At 60.4% G+C, this 19,266-nt stretch carries 16 protein-coding genes and 1 tRNA gene; 8 read left to right on the top strand and 9 right to left on the bottom strand.

Annotated features, from left to right (window positions below; genetic code table 11):
- Positions 1-70 precede the first annotated feature (70 nt).
- The 7 genes from CIK76_RS13915 to CIK76_RS13885 all read right to left on the bottom strand — a co-directional run bounded on the left by CIK76_RS13915 (position 71) and on the right by CIK76_RS13885 (position 7,431).
- Positions 71-547: a GNAT family N-acetyltransferase gene (locus CIK76_RS13915; RefSeq protein ID WP_096287467.1), complete on the bottom strand. Its 477-nt coding sequence runs from the start codon at positions 545-547 to the stop codon at positions 71-73.
- A 179-nt stretch (positions 548-726) separates the two neighbouring features.
- A complete protein-coding gene (locus CIK76_RS13910) occupies positions 727-1,716 on the bottom strand; it encodes an ABC transporter substrate-binding protein (RefSeq protein ID WP_096287465.1) in 990 nt (329 codons plus the stop codon).
- Positions 1,717-1,796: 80 nt separating this feature from the next.
- Entirely contained in the window at positions 1,797-2,663 is an 867-nt protein-coding gene (locus CIK76_RS13905) for an ABC transporter ATP-binding protein (RefSeq protein ID WP_096287463.1), read from the bottom strand.
- A 17-nt stretch (positions 2,664-2,680) separates the two neighbouring features.
- Complete coding sequence (gene fepG / locus CIK76_RS13900) at positions 2,681-3,763, bottom strand: iron-enterobactin ABC transporter permease (RefSeq protein ID WP_096287461.1); 1,083 nt, start codon at positions 3,761-3,763, stop codon at positions 2,681-2,683.
- Entirely contained in the window at positions 3,760-4,905 is a 1,146-nt protein-coding gene (locus CIK76_RS13895) for an iron chelate uptake ABC transporter family permease subunit (protein WP_176484222.1), read from the bottom strand. Before CIK76_RS13895 ends, fepG begins: the two co-directional genes overlap by 4 nt.
- Positions 4,906-5,308: 403 nt before the next feature.
- A complete protein-coding gene (locus tag CIK76_RS13890) occupies positions 5,309-6,958 on the bottom strand; it encodes a DUF5671 domain-containing protein (RefSeq protein WP_096287459.1) in 1,650 nt (549 codons plus the stop codon).
- Positions 6,959-6,960: 2 nt separating this feature from the next.
- Positions 6,961-7,431, bottom strand: a complete 471-nt coding sequence (locus CIK76_RS13885; protein ID WP_141393563.1) for a hypothetical protein — start codon at positions 7,429-7,431, stop codon at positions 6,961-6,963.
- Between the two features lie 102 nt (positions 7,432-7,533).
- Between CIK76_RS13885 and dusB the strand changes: the two genes are divergently transcribed.
- The 4 genes from dusB to CIK76_RS13865 all read left to right on the top strand — a co-directional run bounded on the left by dusB (position 7,534) and on the right by CIK76_RS13865 (position 12,127).
- Positions 7,534-8,730 (top strand): tRNA dihydrouridine synthase DusB, encoded by a 1,197-nt coding sequence (dusB, locus tag CIK76_RS13880; protein ID WP_176484221.1) that lies wholly within the window; start codon positions 7,534-7,536, stop codon positions 8,728-8,730.
- Positions 8,731-8,767: 37 nt separating this feature from the next.
- On the top strand, positions 8,768-10,051 hold the full coding sequence (locus CIK76_RS13875) for a deoxyguanosinetriphosphate triphosphohydrolase (protein WP_096287455.1): 1,284 nt from the start codon (positions 8,768-8,770) through the stop codon (positions 10,049-10,051).
- A gap of 68 nt (positions 10,052-10,119) precedes the next feature.
- Positions 10,120-12,000, top strand: coding sequence for a DNA primase (gene dnaG / locus CIK76_RS13870; RefSeq protein WP_096287453.1), 1,881 nt, complete (start codon positions 10,120-10,122; stop codon positions 11,998-12,000).
- Between the two features lie 54 nt (positions 12,001-12,054).
- Positions 12,055-12,127, top strand: a tRNA-Asn gene (locus tag CIK76_RS13865).
- Positions 12,128-12,244: 117 nt separating this feature from the next.
- Here the strand turns inward: CIK76_RS13865 and CIK76_RS13860 are convergent.
- A complete protein-coding gene (locus CIK76_RS13860) occupies positions 12,245-13,078 on the bottom strand; it encodes a hypothetical protein (RefSeq protein ID WP_096287451.1) in 834 nt (277 codons plus the stop codon).
- Between the two features lie 173 nt (positions 13,079-13,251).
- On the opposite strand from CIK76_RS13860, the gene CIK76_RS13855 reads away from it, so the two are divergent.
- Complete coding sequence (locus tag CIK76_RS13855; protein ID WP_096287449.1) at positions 13,252-13,581, top strand: thioredoxin family protein; 330 nt, start codon at positions 13,252-13,254, stop codon at positions 13,579-13,581.
- Here CIK76_RS13855 and CIK76_RS13850 read toward each other — a convergent pair.
- Positions 13,578-14,783 carry an ROK family transcriptional regulator gene (locus tag CIK76_RS13850; protein ID WP_096287447.1) on the bottom strand — a complete coding sequence of 402 codons (1,206 nt, stop codon included), beginning with the start codon at positions 14,781-14,783 and terminating at the stop codon, positions 13,578-13,580. The genes CIK76_RS13855 and CIK76_RS13850 overlap by 4 nt on opposite strands.
- Positions 14,784-15,269: 486 nt before the next feature.
- Between CIK76_RS13850 and xylA the strand changes: the two genes are divergently transcribed.
- The 3 genes from xylA to CIK76_RS13835 all read left to right on the top strand — a co-directional run bounded on the left by xylA (position 15,270) and on the right by CIK76_RS13835 (position 19,019).
- A complete protein-coding gene (gene xylA, locus CIK76_RS13845; protein ID WP_096287445.1) occupies positions 15,270-16,457 on the top strand; it encodes a xylose isomerase in 1,188 nt (395 codons plus the stop codon).
- A gap of 101 nt (positions 16,458-16,558) precedes the next feature.
- Positions 16,559-17,953, top strand: a complete 1,395-nt coding sequence (locus CIK76_RS13840) for an FGGY family carbohydrate kinase (RefSeq protein WP_096287443.1) — start codon at positions 16,559-16,561, stop codon at positions 17,951-17,953.
- Positions 17,954-18,209: 256 nt separating this feature from the next.
- Positions 18,210-19,019, top strand: coding sequence for a DUF4190 domain-containing protein (locus CIK76_RS13835; protein ID WP_096287441.1), 810 nt, complete (start codon positions 18,210-18,212; stop codon positions 19,017-19,019).
- Positions 19,020-19,266 lie beyond the last annotated feature (247 nt).

The following is a 19,266-nucleotide window of genomic DNA, read 5'->3' as shown; positions in this document are numbered from 1 at the left end:
GGACCGCCGATGCGATTACGGCGCTTTGGGCTCGGCCCCCGGGCTGCGCGCATGACCGGGCACCGGGTGCCTATCCGTCCATGAGGCTTTTTCGCATCTTGATGCTTGTGGTTTCGTATCCGAGCGACTCATAGAGCCCTCGCGCCGAGCGATTGAAGCCGAATACGCTCAGCCCCAGGGTGCGCGCTCCACGCGATCGGGCATAATCTTCGGCCAGCAGCATGGCTGCCTTGCCATGTCCCCTGCCGCGGGCAGCGGAGTCGACGACGATGTCCCACACCCACCAAGAGGTCGGATCCTTCGAATGATCCGGTCCGACCCAGATATAGCCGACCACAGATCCGTTCTCGTCGATCAGATTGAATACCGCATTCTCTGCACTGGGGCGGCCCGTGGGAAAAGCCGCGCGGAGCGTGAGCTTCGCCTGCGACCTGGCGGCTTCGGAGGTGCTTCCCAACGAAACCAGATCGGCGGCATATTCGCTGGCGCTTCGTTCCATCCATGCGGGGAAGCCCGCGGGGTCCAAGGCAGCCAGTCGAATAGTCATGGCTCAAGCCTAAGCCGATTCCTGCCACGGGATGAACACCCCTATCGGGTACCAGCCGGTGAGCCCGGTGGCCGGTACCGCCCGGACGGCAAAGAATCCGGTTCCCGCGTTCGCCAGCAAACGAGCGGAAACCGGATCTCGTGCCCAGTGCTGGGCAACACCTTCGAGCCGACCAGTTGCTAGGAACCGACGGTCTTGGCATCCTGGAGCACGTCGATGAGCTGATCGAACCACTGCACATAGCTGGCATAGGTGTAGGGGCGCTTGTCATCCCACTCCACCACTTGGCCGGACTGCACCGCAGGCAGTGCGGAGAACACCGGATGGTCTTTGACCTGTGCTGCCGTCCCCGAGTAGCTGAGCACCACGTCTGCCGGGTAATCACTGACCTTTTCCCAGCTCAGCGAGGCCCATCCGCTATCAGCGGTCGGGCCGGCTATTTCGAATCCCAGATCCTCGAGCAAGGCGAGCTGGCCAATGGTTTTCTGACCGACGTAGAGCTCATCGTAACCGTTGAGCGCGATGATCTTCAGCCCGGGCTTTTCGGCGGCGATGCCCTTGAGCGTCTCGAGCCGCTCGGTGAAAGCCGTTTTGCCTTGTACCGCCGACTCGGAGTTCGTATCACCGCCGAGCGCTTCGGCTAGGGCGGCATAGTCCTCGATGACGCTTTGAACCGGACGGCCGCCTGATTTAATCGGCAGGTATGGTGCGGTGGCGGTAGCTTCGCCCTGGACCTTCTCATCCCACCAGGTCCAGCCGGTGCCTTCGGCGTTGCCGTAGCCGACAATCACCTCGGGGTCCAAGGAGAGCAGCTTCTCCAGATTGAACTCCGCGTCCTTGCCGATGATCGTCATCTGGCTGACATCCGCGTTGCCTACCGAAAGTCCGCCTTCTTCGGTTAGTCCATAGCCGAAGACACCGGTGGGGCGGACGCCGTAGTCCCACAGCGCGGCCGCGGAGTAGGAATCCACGACGATCGATTCGGGCACCTGGTCCAGGGTAGTGGTCTTCTCATAGAACGAGTCGGTAAACGACCACGAGCCGTGCAGGGTCTCTGGCGAAGCGCCGGTGCTCGCATTTTCAGCGCTCTGCGCTCCACAGCTGGTGAGCGCGATGATTGAGGCGGCGCTGAGCATGGTCAGCAGCGTGCGTCGGGTAGGTGCAGTCATATTCGGTTCATCTTTCGGTTAGGTGCGGCGCGTCCGGAGCCGGCCGGCCAAGGAAATATTCTGGTGGTGTTGACGAGCCGCTAGGCCCAGCTCTCTACGTCACCCAGGGGAACGACCAGCGGCGTCCGGGATACGGGGTCCTCGATGATCCGGCAGCGCAGCCCGAAGACCTCGTGAATCAGCTCTTCGGTGACGATCTCGGACGGCGCACCGGTGGCCACGATGGCGCCGTCCTTCATGGCAATCAGGTGATTGGCATAACGGCATGCATGATTCAGATCGTGGAGCACCGCGACCACCGTGTGCCCCTTGCTCCGGTTGAGCTGGCGGCAGAGCTCCATGATTTCTATCTGGTGCGAAATATCGAGGTAGGTGGTGGGTTCATCCAGTAGCAGCAACGGGGTTTGCTGCGCAAGCACCATCGCGACCCAGACGCGTTGGCGTTGTCCTCCGGAGAGCTCATCGACCAGCCTGCGTGAAAGGCTGGCCGTATTGGTCGCTAGCAGGGCTTCGAGCACCGCGCTCTCATCCGCTGCAGACCATTGCGAGAGTAGCTTCTGATGCGGGTAGCGACCGCGAGCCACCAGATCTGCGACGGTGATTCCATCCGGGGCAATCGAGGACTGGGGGAGCAGCCCCAACCGCTTGGCAACGTCCTTGGCAGGAAGCCTATGGATCGGTTTTCCGTCCAAGATAACCTGCCCGGCCAGGGGCTTGAGCAGACGCGACAGCGCGCGCAGCAAGGTTGATTTGCCGCAGGCGTTCGGACCGATAATGACGGAAAATGATCCGTCGGGGATCGCGACGTTCAGCTCCTGGGAGATGGTGCGCTGTTCGTAGCCCAGAGTAAGATCGTGGCCGCTTAGCCGAGAGGTGGTTGCCTCCCCAAGGCGGCCAGGGGCATTGGTGGCCTGGGGATCTCGAACCGATGGCTGGCTTGTTCTCATCTGCAACTTATTGCCTTTCAACTTCGTTTCGCCTCGCGGAGCAAGAGCCAGATCAAATAAATGCCGCCTACGCTGACCGTGACCACGCCGACCGGTAGCGCGGTCTCCGGAACCAGGCGCTGGGCCATCAGGTCGCTGAAAAGCAAGAGCACCGCACCGAGAATGGCCGATGAGCCCATGCGGACTCCCGCGCTGCGCGTTAAACGCCGGGCTACTTGGGGTGCGGCCAGGGCGATAAACGAAATAGGCCCGGCGGCGGCCGTGGCCAGTGCGGTGAAGCCGACGCCGACCACCATCAGCAGGAGCCTGGCGGGCTCAACTCGAATGCCCAACGCGCTGGCGGCGTCGTCTCCCATCTCCAGCATGTGCATCCGCGGGGCCAGCATGGCGGCGGCGATGAAAAAGACGGTGACCGCGAGCAGCGCCGGTTGTGCGTGCTCCCACCCCATCGCATTGAGCGACCCGGCGCCCCAGACGGCCGCGGACATCGCTTCTTCGAGCCCGGCACGCAGGATCAGCCAAGTATTCAGCGACGCGAGAATGGCGCTGATTGCAATCCCGACGATGATCAACCGGAAACCTTGGGACCCGCGGCGATAAGCCAAGAGATATACCAATGCAGCCGTCAGCAGGCCTCCGAGAAGTGCCCCAGCGGCAATCTGGAAATATCCTCCGCCAGCGAGAAAAATAATCGCCAAGGCGCCGGTGTATGCGCCGGTGTTGAACCCGATGATGTCCGGGCTGCCCAAAGGGTTCCGAGTCAGCGACTGGAAAATCGCTCCGCTGATACCCAAGGCCGCGCCAAGCGCCAGGGCCATGACTACCCGCGGCAAGCGCCAGGAGAGCACCACCAGCTCGCTCGAGCTGCTGCCGGTGCCGAGCAGCGCACGCAGAAGCTCTGTGGCCGAGAAAGTTATTTCACCTGTGGCTAGGGCCCAGAGTGCTAGCACGAGACCGAGCGCAGCAAAGATCGCGCAGACGAGGATCGAACGGCGCTGCACGCGGAGCGAGAAGCGGCCGCCAGGCGATGAAAGCACCGTGTGCCCTAGCCCGAAATCCACGCGTTGAGCGGAAGCGAGAGTGTTGCCCGTGGTGGTCATAGCCCGCTGACCTGCTTTCGGCGGACCAGCCAGATCAGCACCGGCGCGCCCACGAAGGCCGTCACGATGCCGACCTGCAACTCACCGGGCGGAGCAACTACGCGGCCGATGACGTCCGAGACCAAAAGCAGCACCGGTCCCAACGCCAGGCTATAGAGGACAATCCACCGTTGATCCGCGCCGACGATCCATCGGGCGATGTGCGGAACCATCAGCCCCACGAACCCGATGGGGCCGGCAGCCGCGGTGGCGGCGCCGCACAACAATGTCACCGCAACGATGACCGCTACGCGGGTTCGCGTAACGTTGCTTCCCAATGCGCGGGCCATGTCCTCACCCAGCGAAACCGCATTGAGCGAGCGTGTGCAGAAAAAGGCCAGGCATAATCCTGCCACGACAAAAGGCAGGATCACCCAGACCATATCCAAGGTCCGGTTGTTCAAGGTACCGGCGCCCCAATACCGCATCCGGTCGAATGCCTCCGGGTTTAATAACGTGATGCCACTTGAGATCCCGCCGAGCATGGCGCCCAAGGCAACTCCCGAGAGGGTCAGCTTGATCGGTGTAGCGCCGGACCGTCCACGGGAGCCAATGAGATACACCAGCACCGTGGTGATGATTGCGCCACCGAATGCGAACCAGATGTAATCGGCAATGGAGACGATGCCGAATACGGCAACTGCAAGGACAACCGCGAAGGCGGCACCCGCGTTGACACCAAGAATTCCCGGGTCAGCTAGCGGATTGCGGGTCAAGGCCTGGATCAACGCGCCGCCCACGGCTAGCGCCAGCCCAGCCATGAGGCCGACCAACGTACGCGGTACGCGCAGTTCGTTGAGTATCACTAAATTTTCCTGGGTGCCCAGGCCTGCTAAACCCCGGAATACCTCGACGGCCGGAATCCACTTAGCGCCAACAGCGAGCGACAAGAGCACCGATACGCCGAGCGCTGCGAGTGCTAGCGCGAATCCAACCGCGCGGGTCGCATTGCTCGCAGCTAAACCGGTACGGGTTTCAGTTGAATTTGCTTCGGGGGCAGCAAGGCCAGGCAGGGACGCGACGGCCTCATCGGTCGCCGGAGCGGGTTCGACCCCTGGGATTAATTCCTCGGGCTCTGCGGAGATCTGCGTCGGAGTTCGCATCAGACCTTCTTGAGTTAGGTAATGCTCACCTATCTGATGGCACAAAAGAAAACAGTATCATCTTCTTATTCGGAAGTATCGCAAGATTACGACGAGGACCCCGTGGCCCCTCGGTCGAATAACCGGTCGCCGGCTTGGAATGATGGACGAGCTATGAAGAAATTTGGGTTGGAGGACCCAGCGTTGGGTGCCCTAACTAACTTCGCTGAAACGCCTTGCTCGAGCGGCAGGCGTACCGCGCTTCACGCGGTGTGCATGAAATGCTCTATTTGATCCATCGGCTGGCGCTGAGCAAATGCATTGAGATAAAAAACCGCCATCGTGCCCTGAAATAGGGCACGATGGCGGGGAGAAGCAGGTCGCAACCGGGGCTGGAATTTCCCTATTCGGGTCGCATCTGGGCTCAGGCCAGTGAGACGAATTGCGCTTTGCCGGAAGAATCAACGGTTACCAGCAGCCCGGACGCTTCAGAATCGATTCGGGTGGAGACTTCAGTGAGCAGCTGGTCCAGGGCGTCCTGCGCAGGAGCAGTGCCTGTGCAGGGCACCCAGTGAAGTTGGATGTGCTTCAGTTGACGCAGTCCTTCGAGCAGGTAATCGGAGCCTTGCGGCGCAACGATCATCAGGCTGCGTGCAATTTCGGCTGCCGGGAGATTCTCCGAGGACACGGAGCTCAGCAGCTGGCGATCCGAACGCCACAAGAAGAAGTGGTACGTGGCAACCAGCGCGGTGGCAACTAGCCAGCCGAAAGGTGCTCGGATCATCTCCAAGAGGCTTCCCGAGCCGGTGCTAACCAGCAGGAATTCGAAGATTCGGTAGCCAACAACAAGCAGCGAAATCAGGGCCACCAGTGCACTGCAACCGAAGAACATCACCAGGTAGACGCGTCGGGAGGCCGGTTTGGCAGGTGCCATGGGGCGGAAGAAAAACACCCAAGCTAGCGCGCCGACAACCAGAAACGCGATTCCGGCGCGGAGCACCAATGCCGAGGTGCCTGTGGAGAACGGAACCGCGAGCGAGGCCAGAAGGGCATTGATGACCATGCCCAAACCGCTGGCGCCGATGGCCAGTGCGGCGCCGCTAACGATCTGCCGGGAAACCTCCGCTGACCACGTGCCACGTGTGTTCAATTTTGCCTGATGATAGATCCACACGATTAAACTGGCCAGCAGCCCGGCGATTAATGGCGGGCCGTCGATGGTGAGGTCCTCGACCCAGGTGTCCGACCCCACGGGTAGCGGGAGCAGTAGGGACAGCAGCCCCGCCGCGCAGAGCAGCGAGAACACCGCGGGCAAAGAAATTCCGATGATGACGTAGCTGAAATCCGTAAAATCATCAACCATGCTGTGCACGCGCTGCACTGTCCAATGCCACCACCATAGGATGAGTGCGCCAAACGTCCAGACTGCAGCCGCCAATAACTGGGGGAGAGCGGTGGGCGCTCCGAGCAGGATTTCCTGCGGTGAAAGGAGCTCGCTGACGGCACGCTGCACCAAGTACGCGGCCGAAATGCCGGCCAGTACCAGGGCGTAGGCAGAACCCAGCGCGGGAGCGAGCGAGGCGAGCTCAGTGGGCGCGTACTTCGGGCTATTGATCAAGCGGTACTGCCACACAAAAACCAGGCCCCAACCCAATCCGGCGCCCAGCAGCGACTGCCAGCCGGTGCCGTTCCTGGGGTCCACCAGCTCGGCGAATAATCGGAGGAACGATATTGAAGACATTGCCAGGGCAAGCACGTACACGGCCGCGGCCTGCAAGGACCAGATAGCGGCGTCAACCGGATTGACCTGTTGGAGGTTTTTTCGGACCGTGCGCCACAGCAGCCAGGTGAGGGGGCCGGCGATCAAGGTGAAAGACAGTCCCACCGCGAGTTCGGTGGACCCGCTGTAGGCCGGAACGAAGCCACGCAAGAGCATTGAGATCAGGGTCGAAAGTCCCGAGCCGAGGACCATGAGCAAAATGAACAACAAGCCGTGCAGAATCAATTGGCGAAGGCTGGTCACCGTTTGCCCGGGCACCGCGTGATTGGGCCGTTGCGAGGTGGGGTTGCTCATGACTAGTACCCCAGCATTTCTTCGTCGGTGCACATGTTGACCTGCCATGGGGCAACCTGGATTTTCCACTCCGAGCCGGCCAGGGCCAGCTGGAAGGAATCCTGGTACGCGTACATGCCGAAGAAGGAATCGTAGACAGCACTGGCATCATCGTTGAAGGTCACGTGGACCTCGGCGCTGTTGCCGGTGATCACGGTTTTTATCAGGCTCACCTCTGGGTCGCGCAGCTCTGCAGACACCGGATCGCAGAGCTGCTTGTCTGCGGCATTCAGAACGAAATTCTTCGCGGTATCCATATCGGCGTCGGCGACCGCCATGACGTAGCGCTGGACGACGCCCTCCGGCGTGTCCTCAGAAAGCAACGGGGCCGCGGGGCGCAGGGCAACGGAGATCAGGGCGGCTATAACCAATGCCACACAGAGCGCACCAAGGGCTATCAATGACAGCCGTACGCGCGAATAATTACTTGTCATCCCATAATTCTGCCTGTTAGATATAAGATAATCAAGCTACGCATGGTTGCGATTTGATATAGATCTCACCCGAGATTTGCTCGGGTTTGAGATAATGGTTGTGTGACGATCCTTTCTGCTACCCAAACCACCGAGTCGACCGACGTTCCGGCCCTTGAGCTGCCCCCGCTACAGCTGGGCAAGCACACCATCGAAACCCCGGTGATCCTGGCCCCCATGGCTGGCATCACCAACCGAGCGTTCCGTCGACTGTGCCGTGAATACGGTGGCGGCGTGTATGTAACCGAAATGGTCACCGCACGCGCCCTGGTGGAGCGAAACGCCGAGTCGATGCGCATCATCTCCCACGACGAGGATGAGGAGCTGCGCTCCATCCAGATTTACGGTGTGGACCCGAATACCGTGCGCGCCGCGGTGCGCATGGTCATCGACGAAGACCGCGCCGACCATATCGACCTGAATTTCGGTTGCCCGGTCCCGAAGGTCACCCGCAAGGGCGGTGGCGCTGCGCTGCCGTGGAAGACGGACCTTTTCACCTCCATTATCGAAGCGGCCACCTCCGAGGCAGCCAAGGGCGAGGTGCCGTTGACCATCAAGATGCGCAAGGGCATCGACGAGGACCACCTGACGTACATCGAGTCGGCCAAAATCGCTCGTGACCACGGCGCCGCCGCAGTCACCCTGCACGGCCGCACCTCCCGCCAGTACTACGCAGGAAAGGCCGACTGGGAAGCCATCGCCACCTTGCGCGAAGCCCTGCCGGATATTCCGGTGCTGGGCAATGGAGACATCTTCAGTGCCGAAGACGCCATCGAGATGGTCGAGCAGACCGGAGTCGACGGCATCGTGGTGGGCCGCGGCTGCCAGGGGCGCCCGTGGCTTTTCGGCGATCTGCAGGCCGCTTTCGAAGGGCGGCCGCAGCGTTTCCGCCCCGGCGTGCGCGAAGTGGCGGACACCGTGTACCGCCACGGAGAGCTGCTGGCCGAGTACTTCGAGGATGAAGGCAAGGGGATGCGCGACATCCGCAAGCATATTGCCTGGTACTTCAAGGGCTATCCGGTGGGCGGCGATATCCGCGCCCAGCTGGCCCAGGTGCCGTCCTTGGAGCGCCTGCGCGAACTGCTGAATGAACTCGATCTGGATTTGGGCTACCCGGGCTCTGCCGCCGAGGGGACCCGTGGACGTGCCGGAACGCCGAAGAAAACCCACCTGCCAGACGGCTGGCTGAGCTCGCGTGAGATGTCCGATGAGCATCGAGTCATGATCAAGGCAGCTGAGTTAGACATCTCCGGTGGATAAGTGAACGAGTGACCCAAAAAGTCACTAGACTCTTCATATGACCGAGATCAACGGATATACCGAAGCTGATCAGGAACGTTGGGTGCCCGAACCGGCTAAGAAGTCGTATCGCACCGCGTTCGCACGTGATCGCGCCCGGGTTTTGCACTCCTCGGCGCTGCGCCGGCTGGGCGCCAAAACCCAGGTGGTCTCACCCACGCTGAACGATTTCGTGCGGACCAGGCTGACCCACTCCCTGGAAGTGGCGCAGGTGGGACGCGAACTCGGGGCCGCCTTGGGCTGCGATCCCGACATCGTAGACACCGCGTGCCTGGCCCACGACCTAGGCCACCCGCCCTTCGGCCACAACGGTGAGAAAGCCTTGAACAAGCTGTCCAAGGACATCGGTGGTTTCGAAGGCAATGCGCAGACCCTGCGCCTGCTCACTCGGCTGGAGACCAAGACCTTCCGTCATAACGGCCATTCGGCCGGGCTGAACCTTTCACGAGCTGCCTTGGACGCCTCGTGCAAGTACCCTTGGCTGCGTGAAGATGCGCCGATGCGAAACGGGAAGAAGACGAAGAAATTCGGCGTCTATACCGATGACCGGCCGGTCTTCGACTGGCTGCGCAGCGGCCCGGATTCGGTGCTCGGCCAGGTGTGCATGGAAGGCCAAGTCATGGATCTGGCCGATGACATCTCCTACTCGGTGCATGACGTGGAAGACGCGATAGTCGGAGGGCGCCTGCAACTGCGCTGGCTGCTCGAATCCGCGCAAAGGGACCGCGCCCTGCAAGTGACCAAGGACTGGTACCTGCCCACCACGAACGAGTCAGATATCGAGGCGGCATTGGCTCGCCTGGAAGCCTCGGCCGAGTGGGTATCGCACGCCGACGGCTCACGCCGGGCACGAGCGGCGCTCAAGGATATGACCAGCCAATTCATCGGACGGTTCTGCCAGGCGGCCATGGACGCCACGCGCAGCGAGTACGGGCAGGGAAGCCTGACCCGGTACAACGCACAGCTGATCGTTCCCGAGGAAACCGAACACGAGATCGCGGTGATGAAGGGGATTGCCGCGAACTTCGTGATGACCAACGAAGAGCGCCAGCCAATCTATGCGCGGCAGCGGGAAATACTCACCGACCTGGTGGAGTTGTTATCCGATAAGGAAGACAAATACCTCGATTCCATCTTCGCCGCCGACTACAAGGACGCGGCGGACTCGCATGAACGTTTGCGGGTGATCATCGATCAGGTCGCCTCGTTGACCGACGCTTCGGCCCTGGAATGGCACACGGCGCTGGTCAAGGGCGAGAGTTTCGAACCGAAGCTTTTCTAGGCTGAGCATCATGCACAGCCCGTGACGCGCGCAGCCTAGGCGGCGCGCAACTTCTTAGAATGGGAAACATGGCAGGGCTGATTAAACGAGAAGACATCGACGAGGTGCGTAACCGCATCGACCTTCGTGAGGTCGTCGAATCCTATGTCACGCTCAAATCCGCGGGCGTGGGCTCCTACAAGGGCCTGTGCCCGTTCCACGATGAACGCAGTCCTTCCTTCCATATCCGCCCTCAGCTGGGAACCTTCCACTGCTTCGGCTGTGGCGAGTCCGGGGACGTGATTGCGTTCATCCAGAAGATGGACCACTCTTCATTCACCGAGACCGTTGAATCCCTGGCGGCTCGCATCAACTACGAGCTGCATTATGAGGATGGCGGAACCGGGCCCCGCCGCGAAGAATACGGTAAGCGCCAGCGACTGGTCGACGCCCATAAGGTGGCCGAGGAATTCTTCCGCACCCAGCTAGCCAGCGACGAGGCGCAAACCGCTCGAGAATTCCTGAACGGGCGCGGCTTCGAGCCTCAGGCGGCAGCCGATTTCTCCGTGGGGTACGCACCCAAGGGGTGGGACGCGCTGCTCAAGCACCTGCGTTCAAAGGGTTTTGCCGACGAGGAACTCAAACTCACCGGCATGTTCTCGGAAGGCAACCGCGGGATCTACGACCGGTTCCGTGGCCGGCTGGTATGGCCCATCCGCGACCTGTCAGGTGCCACGATTGGCTTCGGCGCGCGCAAACTCTACGAGGATGATCAGGGCCCTAAATACCTGAACACCCCCGAGACCCAGCTGTATAAGAAATCGCAGGTGCTCTACGGGCTGGATCTGGCTAAAAAACAGATTTCCAAGACCAGGCAAATCGTCGTTGTCGAAGGCTACACCGACGTGATGGCCTGCCACCTTGCGGGGATCACCACGGCGGTGGCGACCTGTGGCACCGCCTTCGGCACCGACCACATCAAGATCGCCAGGCGGCTTTTGCAGGATGACGGTACCGGTGGCGAAGTGATCTTCACCTTTGACGGCGATGCCGCCGGGCAGAAGGCGGCTTTGCGTGCCTTCGAAGAAGACCAGCGTTTTATCGCGCAAACCTATGTGTGCGTTGAGCCGACCGGTGCGGATCCCTGCGATCTGCGTTTGCATCGCGGGGATGAAGCGGTGCGTGAACTGATCGAGCTCAAGCGCCCGCTCTTCGAGTTCGCGATCCGCGCGGAGCTGAAGAAGTTCAATCTGGACACCGTTGAAGGCCGTGTGCAGGCCCTGCGGCAGACCGCACCGATCCTCGCGCAGATTCGTGACTCGTCGATCCGTCCGGCCTACGCGCGTGAACTGGCCGGCTGGCTGGGCATGAACAATGAAGACGTGAACCGTTCGGTTGCCGCCTCCATCAAACGCGCCCGGCTGCCTAAGAACACCCAGGCGGCCGCCGGTAGCGCCCAGGCTGCGGGGGAGGCGCAAGAGCAGCCCGGCAACGCCTTCGAACGTCCCGACAAGCGTGATCCGGTGATGCGTTTGGAGCGTCAGGCGCTGGAAGTTGTCATTCAGCAACCTCACCGGCTCAGTGAAGAGCAGTGGCAAGCCTTTTACGAGGCCCGCTTCATGGCTCCGGCGCACGCTGCCGTACACGACGGGGTGGTGGCTGCCAGTGCGGTAGGCGCTTCGGCATCGTCGTGGGTCGAGGTGATTCGTGATGAGGTGCCCGAACAGTTGCGTTCTTTCGTCTCCGAGCTTGCGGTGACCAGCATTCCGGCCTCCGATGAGCACAACTTGTCCCGCTATTGTTCAGACATCATCAATGGGCTGATTGAGCTTCAAATCACACATCGCAAAGCCGAGCTCATTGGCCGGTTGCAGCGGGCCGAAATGGAACCCGAAGGGGAGGAATACACCCAGATCAACCGCGAACTTATGGAACTTGAGATGCGTCGCCGAATCCTCCGTGGGACCTGAGCGGCCAGTTTTGGTTTTTGGTTGAGCGTCGGGTAAAGTTATATCTCGTTGCATTCCTCCATAGCTCAATTGGCAGAGCATTCGACTGTTAATCGAAGGGTTACTGGTTCAAGTCCAGTTGGAGGAGCTTTCAAAAGGCCCCGGTTCTCATTGCGAGAATCGGGGCCTTTGCCTTTGAGTATTCCTGCCGGATGTTTGAAGCCTCACGCCCGCCTAGGGCGCTAAAGGGATCCACTGTTGGGGCCTATGCCTGCGCGGGGTGGTTCCACAGTCTTCGAGATTCCAAATACCAGAAATAGGTGAAGAGGCCGATCTCGTACCACTCGATGATAAATAGCGCCTGCGCTACGCCCATGAGGGTAAGCACGAGCCATCCGACGATGCCCAAAGCCATGAGTACCAGCAAGACGGCGTACTGGGTTGAACGCCCACCGCTGGTATCGGTGTCGCAGAGGTCTTCGCGCCCCAGATGGCTGGCGATGGCTACTCCCATGCTGATAATCAATAGAAACGCGGCAGCATAGTGAACACCGGCAAAGTCTGTGCCTTCGATGCTGCGCCACAACAGCAAGCCGATAAACGCGATCAGCAGCACGGTACTGACGAGGGTCAAAGTTTTACTGAGCGTGCTGAAGTGCAACGAGCGCGGCGACCACTTGCTAGTTTTCCATTCAAGCCAGACAAATACCGCGGAAACCACGAGGACGGCAAACACCGATATTTGCACGGAGCGGATCAGCTGTAGTTGACCGTGTGGGGTCAGCGTGGAGAGCGTCTCGCCCAGCCGGGTTGGAACCAAGGCTACAAATATCGCGTAGAAACCGGCAAGGTTCAGGGCATAGTCCTCCAGGGGCGCGCCTTTGTAAACTACGAGCATTACTCCGGTGGCGACAAGCATTGCGACGAATAGGTCCCGGCTAGGTCCCAAGTAGTAGGAACTGATCGAGTCTTCAACTTTTCCGTTTAAAAGCCCATAAATCACGATGGCAACAACCAGTAAAAGCGGTAGGACCAGCAGAGCTAGCCTGACGTAGCGTAGCGTGTCGCGGCCATGATCGATTTCGTCGTTGGTGCCCATACTTGAATTCTGCAACAGCAACTACGTGCTGGCTAGGAATTGTTTTCATCTCAGCGTGTCGCTGGGTTAAGCGTTTGTGCACCGTGAATCCCCGCATCGCTTAGCCGTGTGGCAGCCGGGATAGCGAATCCAGAACTTCCTGGATCTCTGGATCCTTCGAGGAGAATGTACGTATGCGCATCGAATTGTTGGTTATCGAGAATTGCCCCAACTCCGCCCTTGCGGCCGAGCGACTGGGCGCTGCCCTAGAAGCACTCGGGGTCAGGAACACGACGATACTGCAACACGTTTTGAAAACGAGCGCCGAGACGCGTGGCACTGGTTTTGCCGGTTCCCCAACGATCATTGCAGGAGGCATTGATCTTTTTCCGGCGGCGACTACGCGCGAACTCGCTTGCCGCATCTATCCGACGCCGGATGGGCTGCAAGGTGCGCCAACTGTTGACCAGCTGACCGCGGCATTGTCGGCCCGAGGCTACGGGCAGCGGCAGGCAAACCGCTAGGGCGTCTGGTCCGCGGCCCTGTACCCGGCTGGGTCCGAAAGCAACCGGGCGAATGCCAATTCGGCGGCGCCAATGAGCAATAGATCCGAACCCAGCACAGCCTTTCTGATTCTGACCTCGCGGCCTAGCCCTGCAATGGGGCCGCTGGAGACCGCATCGGTCAACCGTTCGGCGCGCATTGCGTAGATGGTTCCCAAGAAACCGCCAAGGACGATCATTTCTGGGTTGAATATATTAACGAAATTGGTAAGCGCCACGGACAGCAGATCAATCTGCCGGTCGATTTCTTGGTGAAGCTGCGCGGACTCATTGCCGGCAATTGCCTGCTCAAGAGAGTCTAGGTCGGCGCTGTCGAACTGGAGGATATCCAAGAGACTTTCAACCCGCACCTCGGCATCGAGGCAACCTCGGCGCCCGCAATGGCAGAGGACCCCGCCGGTTCTGACCAAGGTATGCCCCAGTTCTCCGGCAAAGCCCGAGGCTCCACGAAGCGGGGCACCGCCGGTGAGGATGCCGCCGCCAATGCCACTGGCGCTTCCATTGAGATAGAGCACATTGGCGTAACCTTGCGCGGCACCGTGAATGCTTTCGGCAACGGAGCCTAGGGTTGCGTCGTTTCCTACGAGTAGCGGAAGTCCGAGCGCGGGTTCCAGCAATGACGACAAGGATTCATTCGCCCATTGCAGGTGCGGTGCGAGGAGGATCTTTCCGTCGCTGTCTTGCACCAGAGCGGGCACCGCTACGCCCACGGCGACGATGCGATCCAGCACATCGATATCCGCGCGCATGCCGTCAAGAATTGCCTTGCTGATGTTGGCGGTTTCAACAGGAGTCGGTTTCGCGGCGGCTTCATAGCGAATTCTGCGATGGACCTTGCCGCCGAGCCCGACAAGCCCAACATGCACGGCATCGATGTCCGGGTTGATGGCGACCGCGACGACTTTGTCGTTGGGATGAACGAGCGGGCTGGGCCGGCCAGCCCTGCCAGCTGCTTGTGGCTCGCTTTCGAAGACCAGCCCCAGCTCGCAAAGTTCGGCGACTAGTGCGCCGACCGTGGAACGGTTAAAACCGGTGCGCTCGGTAAGTTGGGCACGCGATAGCCTGCCTTCGCGGTGCAACAAAGTGAGAATGACAGACAGATTATTGCGCCGCATGGTTTCAGGGCTCTGCACCGCCTTGGACGCACGGGGTGAGGCCGTCATCTAGTGTCCTTCAATTCTTCATTCTTAGGCTGAGCTGGCTAGCTGATGGATGAGCAACGGCGGCCAGCGACCGAGTGCCATAAATTCAATCGGCTGGGCAGGGGTAACGAGCCACGAGCACCAGTGGCGTCCGTCTTGTCAGTCGTTGGAACATCTTCAAACTTTCGCCATTTTATCAACTACGTTGCCGCTCCCAATGACCGTTCTTGCGCTTGCAAGCCACGCGACGTGACGACGGGATGCCATGCGGCACGGGCCCGGCAGAAGATTGCCGCGTTTCAAGGAAATGGACAATCAAAATTCCCATAAGTTGTAAACGTAAACTTATAGGAGTTAGGGCGCTACATCAAGTCTATACCCCTTGTTTTACTTGGTGGAGAAACGCTGCCAATTTCGTTTATTCGCGAATGAGGGGGAAGTTTTCCTTGACTCTGAGGATCGTTCTGCAATAAGTTGTTGCTAACTACAAATCATTCAGGAGTACGCATGACTTTGCAACCAACGCCAGCAGACCGTTTCACCTTTGGCCTATGGACGGTGGGATGGACCGGGAACGATCCGTTCGGCACGCCAACCCGCCAGGCGCTCAACCCGGTCGAAGCGGTCAATCGGCTCAGCGAGCTGGGTGCTTACGGTATTACCTTCCACGACAACGACCTGATCCCGTTTGATGCAACGGCAGCAGAACGCGAGAGTATCCTCAAGGATTTCCGTGGAGCCTTGGAAACGACCGGTTTGAAGGTCCCAATGGTTACCACCAACCTGTTCAGCCATCCGGTCTTCAAGGACGGCGGCTTCACTTCCAACGATCGCTCCATTCGCCGCTATGCCTTGCGCAAGGTGTTGGCAAACATTGACCTCGCTGCCGAGATGGGTGCCGAAACTTTTGTCATGTGGGGTGGCCGCGAAGGCAGCGAATACGACGGATCCAAGGATCTGTCTTCTTCACTTGACCGCATGAAGGAAGGCGTTGATACCGTTGCCGCCTACATCAAGGAAAAGAACTACGGGCTGCGCCTTGCGCTGGAACCTAAGCCAAACGAGCCACGCGGTGACATCTTCCTGCCCACGGTAGGCCACGCGCTGGCTTTCATTGCCGAGCTTGAGCACGGCGATATCGTAGGCGTTAACCCGGAAACCGGCCATGAACAGATGGCAGGATTGAACTTCACGCACGGCATCGCGCAGGCGCTTTGGGCAGAAAAGCTGTTCCACATCGACCTCAACGGACAGCGCGGAATAAAGTACGACCAGGACCTCGTCTTCGGCCACGGCGATCTTACCAGCGCCTTCTTCACTGTCGACCTGCTTGAAAATGGATTCCCGAACGGCGGGCCAACCTACAACGGTCCACGCCACTTCGACTACAAGCCATCGCGAACCGACGGCTATGACGGTGTATGGGACTCTGCCAAGGCGAATATGTCCATGTACTTGTTGCTCAAGGAACGCGCTACCGCATTCCGCGCCAACCCAGAGGTGCAGGAAGCGCTGAAGACCGCAGGCGTCTTCGAGCTGGGCGAAAGCACTCTGGCCGCCGGCGAAACCACCGCGGATCTGCTGGCGGATACGTCGGCATTCGAAGGCTTTGATGCAGACGCTGCCGCCGAGCGTTCCTTCGGGTTCATCCGCTTGAACCAGCTGGCCTTGGAACACCTGATGGGCGCACGCTAAGCCTGAGGTTTTTACAAGAAAAGTTTGACCGCGTCCCCGGTTCTGTTGCCAGATCCGGGGGCGCGGCGCTGTTATTCATCCCAAGCCCGAAAGTTATCTAAATGCAGCTGGTTGCCGGAGTGGATAGCTCCACCCAATCTTGTAAGGTCGTCATTCGTGACGCCGGTTCCGGAGCCCTTATCCGACAGGGCTCCGCGCGCCATCCATCGGGCACCGAGATCGACCCAGAGCACTGGTGGACGGCACTACAGCAAGCCATCGAAGAGGCCGGCGGTTTGGAGGATGTCTCGGCTATTTCGGTGGCAGGCCAGCAACATGGCATGGTTTGCCTCGACGCCGACGGCGCGGTAGTTCGTCCGGCCTTGCTGTGGAATGACACTCGCTCCGCGGGCGCAGCTCGGCAGCTCGTCGAAGAATTCGGCGCCGAGTATTGGGCGCGAAGCATTGGAACCATCCCGGTGGCCTCACTCACCGCGACCAAGCTGTTGTGGCTGGCTACCGCGGAACCAGAGAACGCCGCGCGCACTGCCGCGGTATGCCTACCTCACGATTGGCTCAGCTGGCGCCTGGCAGGATTTGGCCCAGGCAGCGGTGCCGAAGGCCTAGCCGCGTTGCGCACCGACCGTTCGGATGCCTCGGGAACCGGGTACTGGTCACCGAGCACCGGCGAGTATCTTCCAGAGGTGCTCGAACGCACCCTAGGGCATGTGCCGGTCCTGCCAAAGGTCCTGGCGCCATTGGAAGTCGGACAGTTGACCTCATCTGGAATGCTGATCGGCCCCGGCTGCGGCGATAACGCCGGAGCGGGATTAGGCGTGAACGCCACGCTGGGCACCGTGGTGATCTCGGTTGGCACCTCCGGGACGGTATTCACCGTGTCCGACCAGCCTACCGGGGATCGTTCGGGGCTGGTGGCCGGATTCGCCGATGCCACCGGCAGCTACCTGCCACTGGCTTGCACCTTGAATGCCTCCCGCGTGCTGGATGCGACGGCGGCGCTGCTGAAAGTCGATCTTCCGCAACTGTCCCAGCTGGCATTGACTGCGCCTGCCGGTGCCGAAGGTTTGAGCCTGATCCCTTACTTTGAGGGGGAACGAACCCCTAATCTGCCCGACGCTACAGGCTCGCTGCACGGGCTGACCTTGGAGAACTTCACCGCCCAGAATCTGGCTCGAGCCGCCTTCGAGGGGATTATCTGTTCGCTGGCGGACGGGCTGAAGGCACTGACGGACTTGGGGGTGCTGGCCGAGCGTATTGTGCTGGTCGGTGGGGCGGCGCGTTCGGTTGCACTGCAGGAAATTTCGGCCAGTGTGCTGGGCCTGCCGGTAAGCGTTCCGGAACCCGGGGAGTACGTTGCCGATGGGGCAGCGCGCCAGGCGGCGGGAGTGTTAAGCGGAGTATTGCCGCTCTGGCCAACCAATGAGGCCCTGCTGGCGACAAGCGAACCGGACAGCCGGGTCCTCCGCCAGTACCGGCAGGCTGCTTCCGGTTACTGAGAGCCCAGAGGACTGCCCTTCGGCTACATGGTCAACTTGAAGTCGAGGGGCAGTCCTTTGCCGGAAGCGCGAGCTAAGCCGAGGCAGGGGCGGAACTTCTCGGGAGCTGAAAATTTACTGTGAGGCTAAAGTGTCGGAGCGTCCTCGTAGTGTCGTTGATGGATCAAGCAAGATTCAATCCGGATCACGACCATGGGGTATGAGCCGGTTTCACTTAGGCGCTGGCTAAGCGCCGTCATCACTTGAGGAAATATTCATGTCTGCTGGAACTCCACTGGAGCCTGCACCGCACTCGCAGCTCCCACCCGCAAAGTCCACTGCCGGCAAGGGGCTGGGAATTGCCGCACTGGTCATTGCCATCGTTGCCCTGACCCTGTGCTGGGTCCCGATCGTGAACAACTTCGCCGCGGTTCTAGGTTTTGTCGCCCTGATCCTCGGTATCATCTCGCTCGCCATCGCCGCGAAGCGGCGCGGCAGCAAGGGGCTGGGGATCGCCTCTAGCGTGATCGCCATCGTTGCCATCGTGCTGGTCTTCGTCACCCAGTCCGCCTACGTCAAGGCCTTGGACGGTGTCTCGGCTGCCATCGATGACGCCGCGGACGGAGAGGTCGCGGCTCCGGAGAAGGTCATCGAGCAGGCAGCAGATGAGTCTCAGGTGCTCAAGCTGGGTGAGGCGGCCACTATCGGTGAATATTCGGTCAACGTCAGTTCCGTGAACCTCGAAGCCGACGAGGCCATGGCCAAGGCCAACTCATTCAATGAAAAGGCCGAGGGGCAATATGTCCTCGTAGATCTTTCCGTGGTGTACAACGGCGAGGAAGAAGGCGACGCCTGGCTTGACCTGTCTCCAGAGCTGGTTGGCTCCGATTCGCGCATCTACAGCACCTCCAGCTCCATGGCCATGGCTCCGAAACCAGCCATGGACGTGCCTACGCTGACCAAGGGCGGCAAGGGAACCTACCAGGTCGTCTTCGATGTACCGGCCGATGCGCTCGATGACGCGAAGATCCGCGTCACCGAAACCCTGTCCTTCGACGACGAAGCGGGACTCTGGGAGACCAAGTAGTCGAACCGCAATAACGAGCTCCAACGCGAATGCACGGGCTGCGCCGCAAGAAAAGACCATGCGGCGCAGCCCGTGCCTTGTGCGCCGCAAGCCGGTAGGCGCCCCCACGCCGGAGCCATCGAACTCACCGTCGCGCAGACCGTGATCGGGAGCCCGTAAGGTACTTTCTCACCTTCTCATATTCTTCTCATCGACGAATCATGAACCTCTCACCAGTACTTAATTTGTGTCTCACAAGGGTTTTCTA

This window comes from Glutamicibacter sp. BW80 (assembly GCF_002332385.1).
Classification (GTDB): domain Bacteria; phylum Actinomycetota; class Actinomycetes; order Actinomycetales; family Micrococcaceae; genus Glutamicibacter.
Note: the sequence above shows the minus strand (reverse complement) of the source record. Positions and strands in the feature narration are given on the sequence as shown.